The following is a 12,102-nucleotide window of genomic DNA, read 5'->3' as shown; positions in this document are numbered from 1 at the left end:
CTGATGAGAGGCTTCCGGAGATCGATTCTGGTGTCACTGGTCGGCGGCGCCGTGCTCCTCGCGCCCGCCGCCTGCTCCGACCGGTCCGGCACGGCGGTGACCGAGCCGTCGACCGTGTCCGACGCGGGACCGTCCACGACCGACCCGGCGACCGGACCAGTGACCACGGCTGGTGCGCCGTACACGGAGTCCGAACTGCAGGTCACCGGTTCCACCGGACGCGTCCGCTACGACGTGCTCATCCCGCAGATCGAGGGCGGCGACCAGGCGGTCACCGCCGAGTTCAACGAATCGATGCGCGCCGCGCTCCAGGACCAGATCGACGGCTCGGGAACCGACGCGTTCACGCTGAGCAGCCAGGAACACAGCGTGGCGCACATCGGTGAACACGTGATCAGCGGGCTGCTCGTGACGTCCTGGAACGCCGATCCGCCCGGGGCGCATCCCACGCCGATCGTCGCGACGGTGGTGGTGAACTCCGACACGGCTGCACCGATCACGCTCGGCGACCTGTTCCCCGACCTGCCTGCCGGGCTGCAGGCGCTGTCGGACAGTTCCGCGCGCCTCCTCCCCGAGACGGTCGCCGGACCGGACTTCGATCGGTCGGGCATCGAGCCGACCGAGGCGAACTTCGCCAACTGGCTGGCCACCCCGGCGGGCATGGAGATCCACTTCAACGACTACCAGGTGGGACCGCACGCCATCGGACTCGTCACCGTCACCGTGCCGTGGGACGACCTCGCGGACGTGATCGACCCCGAACTGGCCCCCGTCGTGTCGAGTTAGCCGCTGCCCGACCGCTCACCGGGAACGAACCTGTAGCTGCCCGGGTGCTCCGACCTACCGTCCCAGACAGGCCTTTGCTGCCGGAATGTGTCTGTCGAATGGGAGAGGAGCGCGCCCGTGAGTGCACGCACCGAAGTTGATGCTCGGGCGAATCGGATCGGCGACGTGGACGCGGTCGTCGTCGGCGCGGGATTCGCGGGTCTGTACGCCGTCCACAAACTGCGGGGCCTGGGTCTGACGGTCCAGGGTGTGGAGGCGGCGGACGGCGTCGGCGGAACGTGGTACTGGAACCGCTATCCCGGCGCCCGGTGCGACGTGGAAAGCGTCGACTACTCGTACTCGTTCTCGCGGGAACTCGAGCAGGAGTGGGACTGGAGCGAGAAGTACGCCACCCAGCCCGAGATCCTGGCGTACATCGATCACGTCGCGGACCGGTTCGACCTCCGCGACCGTTTCCTGTTCGGCACCCGCGTGACGTCCGCGGAACTGGACGAGGAGACGCTGCGGTGGGAGGTGCGCACCGACCGCGGCGACGTCCTGTCCGCCCGGTACTGCGTCTTCGCGACCGGGGCGCTGTCCACCGCGAACATGCCGAACATCCCGGGCCGCGAATCCTTCACGGGCGACACGCATCACACCGGTCACTGGCCGCACCAGGGGGTCGACTTCACCGGCCGGCGGGTCGGGATCATCGGCACCGGTTCCTCGGGCATCCAGTCGATTCCCGAGATCGCCGAGCAGGCCGATCACCTGTACGTGTTCCAGCGCAGCGCCAACTACAGCGTCCCCGCGGGCAACGAGACGTGGGACGACGAGATGCGGCGCGCGATCAAGGCCGGGTACGACGAGCGCAGGCGACTGTCCCGGGAGAGCGGCGGCGGGTCGCCGTACAACGCGCACCCGAAGTCGGCACTGGAGGTGTCCGAGGAGGAACGCCGCGACGCCTACGAGACGCGATGGAAGCTCGGCGGGGTGCTGTTCGCGAAAACCTTTCCGGACCAGACGAAGACCGAGGCCGCGAACGCGACCGCGCGGGAGTTCGCGGAGGAGAAGATCCGCCGCCTCGTCGACGACCCCGCGGTCGCGGACAAGCTGATCCCGAACGATCACCCCATCGGGACCAAGCGGATCGTCACCGACACCCACTATTTCGAAACGTACAACCGGCCGAACGTCACCCTGGTGGATCTGAAGGCGGCGCCGATCGAGTCGATCACCCCGTCGGGGATCACCACCGCCGACGCCGACTACGGCCTCGACACGCTGGTGTTCGCCACCGGATTCGACGCCATGACCGGAGCCCTCGACCGCATGCGGATCGTCGGCCGCGGCGGCGTGTCCCTCGCCGAGTACTGGAGTGAGGGACCGAAAACCTATCTGGGTCTGGGTGTTCCGGGATTCCCGAACCTGTTCGTCGTGACGGGGCCGGGCAGCCCGTCGGTACTGGCGAACATGGTGCTCGGCGCCGAGCAGCACGTCGACTGGATCGCGGACTGCATCGCGCACCTGTGGGAGAAGGACTACGACGCGGTCGAGGCGTCGATCCCGGCCACCGAGCAGTGGGTGGAGCACTGCCGCGACCTTGCCGCGCAGACCCTGTTCCCGCTGGCGAACTCCTGGTACATGGGCGCCAACATTCCGGGCAAACCCCGCGTGTTCATGCCGTACATCGGGGGCTTCGGCGCGTACGGGCGGATCTGCGCCGACGTCGCGGAGGAGGGGTTCCGCGGGTTCGAGTTCAGCCGGTCCCGCACGAGGCTCGCCGACCCGGTGGGGTAGTTGCCCAGACAATGGTCAGCCGCGCAGGCAATTGCCTGCGCGGCTGACCAATTCGTGGGAAACGGGTCGTTCGCGGGATGAGGGGCCGCGCTCAGTCGGGCAGCGCGTACGTGGCCCAGGCCCGGGCGAGCACGTCGCCGTCGAGCGTGCAGGTGACGGTGACGTCGGTCATGCGCACGCCGTCCTGGACGTATGTCTGCTGCAGCGAGGACGTGAACCCCGCCTCGGACGGCACGGCCCGCCGGATGCGGGTGCGGAACCTGCGGAGGTCGCCGGGGAACTGCTCGGCGCACTGGCGCTCGAGTAGTTCTGCCGATCGGTCGTCCGGTGTCGAGGCACCGGTGAAGCTGTTCGTCCAGAATTCGAAGACCAGTTGCTCGTCCCGGTTGCGGAAGCGGACCAGCAGGTCGTGGTCGCCCACCCTGCGGACCTGTGCCGTCAGCGCGTCGTCCGGCGTCCTGCGCGGTCGCAGCAGGAGGAAGTCCTGCTCGACGGCGGCCCCCGGTTCGGGTGCGACGACCACCCCGTCCGGGACGGCGTCGGCGCAGAGCCGGCGGATCTCCGCTGTGCACGGCTGCGAAGAGATGAGTGCGGCCATCGTTCCTCCCAAATCACGGGGTCTGTGCTCCGCACGGTAGTCGCCGCGGCCGGGAAACGGGGGCCGTGGTCCCTGTGATCGGGACGCCGAAAACCCGCCGTGACGGCCGGATACGAAAGCCTCTCGCTCAGTGGGAGAGTCGGGTACCGCTGCGCGCCGCGTGCGCCGACTATGAGCTACACCACACCCCGAGGGTGTTCTTGACGTACAGCGAGGCGGAGGTAGACATGGCGCGCAACAGTGCCGTTGACGGCGACGAAGTCCGGATGATCGAAGTGGGATCGGCACCAACGCGTTTCGCGCGAGGGTGGCACTGCCTGGGTCTGGCGAAGACCTTCAGGGACGGCACCCCGCACCAGATCGACGCGTTCGGCACGTCGCTGGTGGTGTTCGAGACGTCCGACGGCACCCTCAGCGTGCTCGACGCCTACTGCCGCCACATGGGTGGCAACCTGGCGCACGGCACCGTGAAGGGCGACTCCATCGCCTGCCCGTTCCACGACTGGCGGTGGGGCGGCAACGGCAAGTGCACCGGAATCCCGTATGCGCGGCGCGTCCCGCCGCTGGCACGGACCCGGGCCTGGACGACCATCGAGCGCAACGGGCAGCTCTACGTCTGGAACGACCCGCAGGGCAACCCGCCGCCCGCCGACGTGACGATCCCCGAGATCGAGGGATTCGGCTCGTCGGAATGGACCGACTGGACCTGGAATTCGCTGCTCGTCGAGGGTTCGCACTGCCGCGAGATCGTCGACAACGTGGTCGACATGGCGCACTTCTACTACGTCCACTTCTCGTTCCCGCGCTACTTCAAGAACGTCTTCGAAGGGCACGTGGCCACCCAGTACATGCAGTCGACGCCCCGCCACGACATCTCGGTGGGCACCAGCTACGACGACCCCAATTCCACGCTGCGCTCGGACGCGTCGTACTTCGGCCCGTCCTACATGATCGACAAGCTGTGGAGCGAGGCGAACGGCATGATGATCGAGACGGTGCTGATCAACTGCCACTACCCGGTCAGCGCCGATTCGTTCGTCCTGCAGTGGGGCGCCATGGTGAAGAAGCCCGAGGGGCTGTCGGACGAGGTGGCGAACGGCATGGCGGCCCAGTTCGCGGAGGGCGTGGAGCTCGGGTTCAAGCAGGACGTCGACATCTGGCTGAACAAGTCGCGCATCGACAACCCGCTGCTGTCGGAGGAGGACGGGCCGGTGTACCAGCTGCGCCGCTGGTACCAGCAGTTCTACGTCGACGTCGAGGACATCACCGAAGACATGACGAAGCGCTTCGAATTCGAGATCGACACCACCAGGGCGGTGCAGAGCTGGGAGGCGGAGGTTGCCGACAACCTCGCCAACGGCGTCGTGCCGCTCGACACCAACGCCTGAGCCCGCTCGCAAAAGAAGGACACGACAGATGACCCACGAGGTTCTCGACAACATCATGGCGATCGCGGACCAGCTCCGCGATCAGGCGCCCGAGGCCGAGCGGATCGGCCGGCTGCCCGACGACACGGCGAAGAAGCTCCGCGAGGCCGGACCGATCAAGCTGCTCCAGCCCGGCAAGTACGGCGGCCACGAGGCTCACCCGCGCGAGTTCGCGGAGACGGTGATGGCCGCGGCCTCCCTCGACCCGGCAACCGGCTGGGTGTGCGGCATCGTCGGCGTGCACCCCTGGCAGCTGGCGTTCGCCGACCCGAAGGTGCAGGAGGAGGTGTGGGCGGCCGACAACGACACCTGGATGGCCTCGCCGTACGCGCCGACCGGGATCGCGACCCCCGTCGACGGCGGCTACCTGTTCAGCGGACGCTGGCAGTTCTCCTCGGGCACCGATCACTGCGACTGGATCTTCCTCGGCGCGATGCTCGGCGACAAGGACGGCGCCATGGCGCTGCCGCCGAAGATGCTGCACATGATCCTGCCGCGCAGCGACTACGAGATCGTCGAGGACTCGTGGAACGTCGTCGGGCTCAAGGGCACCGGGTCCAAGGACATCATCGTCCGGAACGCCTTCGTCCCCGACTACCGGGTGATGGACGCCGACGAGGTCATGAACGGCACCGCGGTGCAGAAGTTCGGGCGCACCGAGACGCTGTACAACATGCCGTGGTCGACGATGTTCCCGCTCGGGATCTCCTCCGCGGTGGTGGGTATCGCCGAGGGCGCTCTGGCCGCTCACCTCGACTACCAGCGCGACCGCGTCGGAGCGCAGGGCACCGCGATCAAGGACGACCCCTACGTGCTGTTCGCCGTCGGTGAGGCCGCGGCCGACATCAACGCCGCACGTCAGGAACTGCTCGCCAACGTCGACAGGATCTGGGATCTCGTCGAGTCGGGCAAGGAGGTCACGTTCGAGGACCGCGCGGCCGGACGCCGCACCCAGGTGCGAGCGGCGTGGCGGGCGGTTACCGCCGTCGACCAGATCTTCGCCCGCTCCGGTGGCAACGCGCTGCGCATGGACAAGCCCCTGCAGCGGTACTGGCGGGACGCGCACGCCGGCCTGGCGCACGCGATCCACGTGCCGAGCACCGTGTACCACGCATCGGCGCTCAGTTCCCTCGGCCTCGACCCGGCCGACAACCTCAAGTCGATGATCTGACCGCCGTCCGAACACGAAAAAACAAGAAGGACAACACATGACAGACATCAAGGGCCTGGGCTACGTCAAGATCCAGACCAACGACCTGGAGCGGTGGCGCACGTTCGCGTTCGACGTCCTCGGATTCGCCGAGGGGTCGGGCCCGGACGAGGATGCCCTGTACCTGCGCATGGACGAGCGGGCGGCGCGCATCGTGATCGTGCCGGGCGAGACGGACGAGGTGGTCACCATCGGGTGGGAGGTCCGCGATCACGCCGGCCTGGTCCGCGTCCAGGAGGCCGTCGAGGGCGCGGGGATCGCCGTCAAGCCCCTGTCGGTGGAAGAGGCCGACGCGCGCCGCGTCGAGGAGGTGATCACGTTCCAGGATCCGACGGGCGCGACGATCGAAATCTTCCACGGCGCCGTCCTCGACCACAGCCCGGTGGTCACCCCGTTCGGCGCGAAGTTCGTGACCGGGGCGCAGGGCCTCGGCCACGTGGTGCTGCCCGTGATGGACTTCGGCGGGGCGTTCGACTTCTACACCGAGGTGCTCGGCTTCCTGCCCCGCGGAGCGTTCCGCATCCCGGCGCCGCCGGAGTTCGGGCCGATGCGGGTGCGCTTCCTCGGCGTCAACGAGCGGCACCACAGCCTGGCGCTGTGCCCCGCACCGCACGGTGGTGCGCCGGGACTGGTGCACATCATGGTGGAGGTCGACACGCTCGACGCTGTCGGGCAGGCTCTCGACCGCGTCGTCAAGGACGGGTTCTCCGTCTCCTCGACGCTCGGCCGGCACACCAACGACAAGATGGTGTCGTTCTACGTGCGGGCGCCCGGCGGCTGGGACGTCGAGTTCGGCACCGAGGGCATGAAGGTGGACGAGAAGTACTACTCCGCGGAGGAGATCACCGCCGACAGTTACTGGGGACACGACTGGTCGGGGAGTGAGCCGCTGGCGGCGATGTAAGGGGTGTCCGGGCCCGGTGTGCGTATCCACTCGATGCGCGCACCGGGCCTTTCGGCTGTTCGGGGGCTGTGCCACGAAGCACTATTGCAAATAGGTATATGCCTATTTATAGTAAGTGTCGCCAGTCACACAGCGCGGCGCCGCACCGAGCAGCGCCGTTACGGAGGTCCCCATGACGACGACACTCAGCCCCACCCCCACCGCCGGCCTCGATCGCGCCGCCCTTCTCCTCGACGCCTTCGACGGCCCGGGCAGGCTCACGCTCGCGCAGATCGTGCGCCGCACGGGTCTCCCGCGATCCTCCGCGCACCGGATGCTCGAGCGTCTCGTCCAGCTGCGCTGGCTCCGCCGGGAGGGCCGGGACTACGAACTCGGCATGCGGCTGTTCGAACTCGGGTCCCTCGCCGTGCACCAGGACCGCCTGCACCGGGCCGCGCTGCCCTTCCTGCACGAACTGCACCGCCTCACCGGACACGCCGTGCACCTCGCGGTGCTGGAGGGGATCGACGTCGTCTACCTGGAGAAGATCGCCGGACGGTTCGGCGTCGGGCTGCCGTCCCGCGTCGGCGGCCGCCAGCCCGCACACTGCACGAGCGTCGGCAAGGTGCTGCTGGCCCATTCGCCCGAGTCGGTGGTCGACCGCGTCGTCGAGGCCGGTCTGCCCCGCAGCACACGATTCAGCATCGACTCACCGGCCGCGTTCCGCGCCGAGTTGCAGAAGACCCGCGAACGCGGGGCGGCCTACGACCGCGAAGAGGATCTCGTGGGCGTCAGCTGCGTCGCGGTGCCCGTGGGAACCGACGACAACGTGGTGGCGGCCATCTCCGCGTGCGGTCCCAGCAGCCAGATCAAGCTCGACCACCGTCTGACCGCGCCGATTCGCATGTCCGCCAAGGGCACCTGGCGCAATTACATGTCGACCGCGACACCGGCAGGCGGCCGCGCCGACCGCTACTCCGCCTGAAGCGGGACGAAGGAGCACAGATGCCGCTCGACGAGCAGGCCGAGACCATCCTCCGGGGACTCAACGAGAACTTTCCCCGGGTGGAGACCATGACCGGCGCCCAGGCTCGGGCGGCGACGAAGGCCGGACGCACGGCCGTCGCCGATCCCGAGCCGGTCGGTGAGGTGCGCGACCGGGAGATCCCCGGCGGTGCCGGATCGATTGCGGTACGGATCTATTCGCCCGCGGGGAACTCCGCGGGGCCCCTTCCTGTCGTCGTCTTCTTCCACGGCGGCGGGTTCGTGATCTGCGACCTCGACAGCCACGACGGCTTCTGCCGCGCGATGTGCAACGGCATCGGCGCCGTCGTCGTCTCCGTCGACTACCGGCTGGCCCCGGAATCGCAATGGCCCGCCGCGGCGGACGACGCCTACGCCGCGACGTGCTGGGTCGCGCAGCACGCCGGCGAGTTCGGCGCCGATCCCGACCGTCTGCTCGTCGCCGGCGACAGCAGCGGCGGCAACCTCGCGGCCGTCGCCGCGCTGATGGCCCGAGACCGGCAGGGCCCCGCCGTCGCCGGACAGCTCCTGATGTACCCCGTCATCGAACCGGCCTTCGACACCGAGTCCTACGAGGAGTTCGCGGAGGATCACTTCCTCACCCGCGCTGCGATGCAATGGTATTGGGATCAGTACCTGCCGACGCACCGCGAGGTCGCACCCGCCTACGCGGCCCCGGTCCGGGCGGACGACCTCGCCGGGCTCCCGCCCGCGATCGTGATCACCGCCGAACGCGATCCGCTGCGGTACGAGGGGGAGAAGTACGCCGCGGCGCTCGCCGACGCAGGTGTTCCCGTGCAACTCGAGCGGGTCGAGGGAATGTTCCACGGCTTCCTGACGATCGACGCGATGACCGCGGCGCAGCGGGTGCGGGAACGGCTGTGGCCGCAGCTTCGGGACCTGGTGGCCGAACGCGTGCGCACCCCGTCCGACTAGTTCTCCGTCTCGGCCTCGTCGCCGGAGTCCCGCGCCGCCTTCATGGCGGCCTGGTACTCCTGCTGCGCTTCGCGGGAGCGCCGGATCGACGGTGATGCGGTCGGTTTCGGCACACCGGGATGTTCCGGCGTCCCCTCACCGTGGATGCGTTCGACGGCCTCGTCGATGTCGGCGAGCATCTGCTTCGCGAGGTCGCTCTCGGCGGCGTAGTAGCGCTCGGACCACTTGTTGACCATGTGCGCGAACGCCCACGTGGGTTCGACGTCCGAATCGCGGGCGTCGAGCGCGGCCTGCCTGCTCATGCCCTCCACATACGAGATGTGCTCCTTCAGGGCATCTTTGAGCTGCTCCGGCTCGGTGAGGTGACCGAGCCACATGCGCAGCATCACCCCGTGCTTGAGGACGGGTGGATCGATCGGCGCCTCCCGCGCCCAGCTGCGCATGACGGCCATGCCCGCGTCCGTGATCTTGTACAGCCGCTTGGGTTTCACCCGGGCCTCGTCGTCCACGACGGTCCGCGACGTCACGTATCCCGCGTCTTCCAGCTTCTTCAGCTCCGAGTACACCTGACTGAACGACGGGCTCCAATAGAAGAAGCGCACGCTGTACGACGCCCACTTCTTGAGGTCGTAGCCGGACAGTTCCTCGCCGAACGACAGGATGCCGAGTACCGGCCAGCTCGTGGATCGGAGGCCGGCGTACCCGGAGCTCTGGGTGGGGTCGGACGAAGGCATTTCCCGAGCCTATCAACCGTGCGCCGCCGGTCGGGCACGCGAAACCCTGCCGCTGGGCGGGACGGGGCATTTCCCGCGTGCAGGAGCCGCGGCCAGGCTGAACGCAACCCGCCGATCCGAGGAGACACGATGACCCGAACCGAAGAACCCGCGCCTGTGGTGCGCCGCATCGACCCTGCTGACCTCAAGTCGGTGCTCGGGCACTTCTGCACCGGCGTCACGGTGATCACCGCGCACGACGGTGAGAGCCCGCACGGGTTCACGTGCCAGTCCTTCGTGTCGCTGTCGCTGGACCCGCCGTACGTGTCGTTCAGCCCCGCACGGACGTCGACCAGCTGGCCACGGCTGCGGGCGAGCGAGCACCTGTGCGTCAACGTCCTCGCCCACGACCAGCGAGACGTGTGCGGGGCGTTCGCGACCAGCGGCGCCGACAAGTTCGCCGGCGTCGGGTGGTCGCACGCAGGCAACGGCGCCCCCGCGCTGGACGGGGTGCTGGCCCGGGTGCAGGCGACCGTCGAATTCGAGCACGACGCCGGCGACCACACCATCGTCGTCGCGCGCGTGACCGGACTGGACGTGCTGCGGGACGTGCCGCCGCTCCTGGTGTACCGCGGCGGGCTCGGCATCTTCACCGCCGCCACGTAGCCGATCTTTCTCCCGCTCGGCGTCGGTGCCGCTGTCTCCCGCTCCGCGGCGGTGCCGCTGTCTCCCGCTCCGCGGGAAGTGCTGTGGGAATGAGCAATTGACACCGGCAGGATGTGATCGAGACCACTTCGGAAGGTGTGCACGATGAGCGTAGACGAGCAGAACTGGGACCGGGAGGTCGATCTCCTGGTGATCGGCAGCGGTGCGGGCGGCATGACCGCCGCCCTCGCCGGGGCCGAGCGGGGACTCGACACCCTCATCGTCGAAAAGTCCGGCGTGTACGGCGGCTCGACGGCGCTGTCCGGTGGCGCCCTGTGGATTCCCAACTCGCCGATCCTCGTCCGTGAAGGCCGCGCCGACGACCCCGGCGACGTCCGGAAGTACCTGGAGTCGATCGTCGGCGACAGCGTGCCGGCCGAACGCCTCGACGCGTACATCGAGCAGGGCCCGGCGATGATGCAGTTCTTCGAACAGCACTGCCCGCATCTCCGGTTCTCCTGGTGCGAGGACTATTCCGACTACCACCCGGAGAACGTGGGCGGACGGCCGAAGGGGCGGACGGTCGAACCGCTGCCGTTCGACATGAACCAACTCGGCGCCGACCGCGAACAGCAGCGCCCGAACTCCCTCGCCATGCCGGGCGGGCTCTACATGACGTCCACCGAGTTCCGGCACCTCAACATGTTCTTCCGCACCTGGGCCGGCCGCAGGACCGCACTCGGTGTCGGCTGGCGTTCGGTGGTCGCGATGGTGCGGCGCAGGCGGATGGAGACGCTGGGGCAGGCCCTCGTCGGCCGGCTGCGGCTCAGTCTCCAGGAGGCCGGCGTCCCACTGTGGCTGAACTCCCCGCTGAAGGGACTGATCACGGACGAGTCCGGGGCCGTCACCGGCGCGGTCGTCGAGTCCGGAGAACGGGAACTGCGCATCCGCGCCCGCCGCGGCGTCATGATGGCCACCGGCGGATTCGAGCAGAGCGAGGAGATGCGGAAGCGGTACCTGCGGGAGGGCGGCAAGGACAACTACAGTGCCGGCTCGCCCGACAACACCGGCGACGGAATCGTGGCGGGCGAGCAGGTCGGCGCCGCCGTCGACCTGATGGACGACGCCTGGTGGATGCCGTCGTTCCGGCGCCCGGACGGCATCATGCACGTCCTGGTGTCGGAGCGGTCGATCCCGCCGTCGCTGATCGTCGACCAGAACGGCAAGCGGTTCACCAACGAGGCGTCCCCGTACGTGTCGTTCGTCCACGACCAGATCGCCGGCGGGCACGACCCGGTGTGGTTCGTGTTCGATTCGAAGGCCAAGAGCCGCTACCAGTTCGGTGGTGTGATGCCCGGGCAGAAGTTCCCGGCGGAATGGTTCGAGACGGGCCTGATGCTGCGCGCGGAGACCCTCGGGGAACTGGCGCAGCAGATGAGCGTGCCCGCCGACGCGCTGTCCGCGGAGATCACAAGGTTCAACGGGTTCGCCCGGGCGGGCGTCGACGCCGATTTCGGTCGCGGCGACAGCGCGTACGACCGGTACTACGGCGACCCGCGACTGCCCAACCCGACCCTGGACGAGGTGGACAAGGCCCCGTACTACGCGGTGCGGATGGAGGCCGGCGACCTCGGCACCAAGGGCGGACTCGTGTGCAACGAGCACAGCCAGGTGCTGACCGGCAGCGGCGAACCGATCCCCGGGCTGTACGCCACCGGAAACACGTCGGCGTCCGTGATGGGCAACGACTACGCAGGCGCCGGCGCGACGATCGGCCCCGCGATGGTGTTCGGCTGGGTCGGCGCACGGCACGCGGCAGCCACTGCAGAGGCGGTGAGCTGAGTGCTTCCCGTCGAATGCCGGCGCTGCGGTAACGCGGTGCTCGTGGAGAAATACAGCGAGGCGCACACGAGCGTGCAGTGGCTGGGCGACGCCGAGCAGACCTGCCCGGAATTCGCTCTGCGTGCGCAGGAGGGGGAGCACTCGATGTTCGTCCCCACCTGCGGCGCACTGCGCGGCTCGATCGACGACGCGGTGGAGGACGGGCGGGTGGGGCTCTCCCTGCGCAGCTACCCGACCCCCGGCCGCCTGGACTAGAGGGG

12 protein-coding genes are annotated in these 12,102 nt (G+C 68.8%); 10 read left to right on the top strand and 2 right to left on the bottom strand.

The features are described 5' to 3' along the window. Positions 1-3: 3 nt before the first annotated feature. Positions 4-786 (top strand): RsiV family protein, encoded by a 783-nt coding sequence (locus tag I1A62_RS19560; protein WP_219459480.1) that lies wholly within the window; start codon positions 4-6, stop codon positions 784-786. Between the two features lie 156 nt (positions 787-942). Then, the gene (locus I1A62_RS19555; protein WP_192581983.1) at positions 943-2,565 is read left to right on the top strand and encodes an NAD(P)/FAD-dependent oxidoreductase; all 1,623 of its coding nucleotides are present in this window, start codon (positions 943-945) and stop codon (positions 2,563-2,565) included. A 91-nt stretch (positions 2,566-2,656) separates the two neighbouring features. Here I1A62_RS19555 and I1A62_RS19550 read toward each other — a convergent pair whose 3' ends face one another. Beyond that, on the bottom strand, positions 2,657-3,163 hold the full coding sequence (locus tag I1A62_RS19550) for a hypothetical protein (RefSeq protein ID WP_219459479.1): 507 nt from the start codon (positions 3,161-3,163) through the stop codon (positions 2,657-2,659). A gap of 227 nt (positions 3,164-3,390) precedes the next feature. Between I1A62_RS19550 and I1A62_RS19545 the strand changes: the two genes are divergently transcribed. The 5 genes from I1A62_RS19545 to I1A62_RS19525 all read left to right on the top strand — a co-directional run bounded on the left by I1A62_RS19545 (position 3,391) and on the right by I1A62_RS19525 (position 8,642). Continuing rightward, positions 3,391-4,551, top strand: a complete 1,161-nt coding sequence (locus tag I1A62_RS19545; protein WP_124393923.1) for a Rieske 2Fe-2S domain-containing protein — start codon at positions 3,391-3,393, stop codon at positions 4,549-4,551. A gap of 28 nt (positions 4,552-4,579) precedes the next feature. Beyond that, positions 4,580-5,761 (top strand): acyl-CoA dehydrogenase family protein, encoded by a 1,182-nt coding sequence (locus I1A62_RS19540; protein ID WP_095862312.1) that lies wholly within the window; start codon positions 4,580-4,582, stop codon positions 5,759-5,761. Between the two features lie 37 nt (positions 5,762-5,798). After that, a complete protein-coding gene (gene bphC, locus I1A62_RS19535) occupies positions 5,799-6,704 on the top strand; it encodes a biphenyl-2,3-diol 1,2-dioxygenase (protein ID WP_219459478.1) in 906 nt (301 codons plus the stop codon). Between the two features lie 172 nt (positions 6,705-6,876). Then, positions 6,877-7,668, top strand: coding sequence for an IclR family transcriptional regulator (locus tag I1A62_RS19530; RefSeq protein WP_219459477.1), 792 nt, complete (start codon positions 6,877-6,879; stop codon positions 7,666-7,668). Between the two features lie 20 nt (positions 7,669-7,688). Continuing rightward, positions 7,689-8,642, top strand: a complete 954-nt coding sequence (locus tag I1A62_RS19525) for an alpha/beta hydrolase (protein ID WP_219459476.1) — start codon at positions 7,689-7,691, stop codon at positions 8,640-8,642. Here I1A62_RS19525 and I1A62_RS19520 read toward each other — a convergent pair. After that, complete coding sequence (locus I1A62_RS19520; protein ID WP_219459475.1) at positions 8,639-9,376, bottom strand: PadR family transcriptional regulator; 738 nt, start codon at positions 9,374-9,376, stop codon at positions 8,639-8,641. The two genes, I1A62_RS19525 and I1A62_RS19520, sit on opposite strands and share 4 nt — an antisense overlap. A 129-nt stretch (positions 9,377-9,505) precedes the next feature. On the opposite strand from I1A62_RS19520, the gene I1A62_RS19515 reads away from it, so the two are divergent. The 3 genes from I1A62_RS19515 to I1A62_RS19505 all read left to right on the top strand — a co-directional run bounded on the left by I1A62_RS19515 (position 9,506) and on the right by I1A62_RS19505 (position 12,097). After that, positions 9,506-10,021 (top strand): flavin reductase family protein, encoded by a 516-nt coding sequence (locus I1A62_RS19515; protein WP_124393929.1) that lies wholly within the window; start codon positions 9,506-9,508, stop codon positions 10,019-10,021. Positions 10,022-10,165: 144 nt separating this feature from the next. Then, the gene (locus I1A62_RS19510) at positions 10,166-11,842 is read left to right on the top strand and encodes an FAD-binding protein (protein ID WP_219459474.1); all 1,677 of its coding nucleotides are present in this window, start codon (positions 10,166-10,168) and stop codon (positions 11,840-11,842) included. Continuing rightward, the gene (locus I1A62_RS19505; RefSeq protein WP_005251194.1) at positions 11,843-12,097 is read left to right on the top strand and encodes a hypothetical protein; all 255 of its coding nucleotides are present in this window, start codon (positions 11,843-11,845) and stop codon (positions 12,095-12,097) included. Positions 12,098-12,102 lie beyond the last annotated feature (5 nt).

Source organism: Rhodococcus sp. USK10 (assembly GCF_019378875.1).
GTDB classification, from domain to species: domain Bacteria; phylum Actinomycetota; class Actinomycetes; order Mycobacteriales; family Mycobacteriaceae; genus Rhodococcus_F; species Rhodococcus_F pseudokoreensis.
The sequence above is the reverse complement of the archived record's forward strand: the minus strand, read 5'-3'. Positions and strand labels throughout refer to the sequence as shown.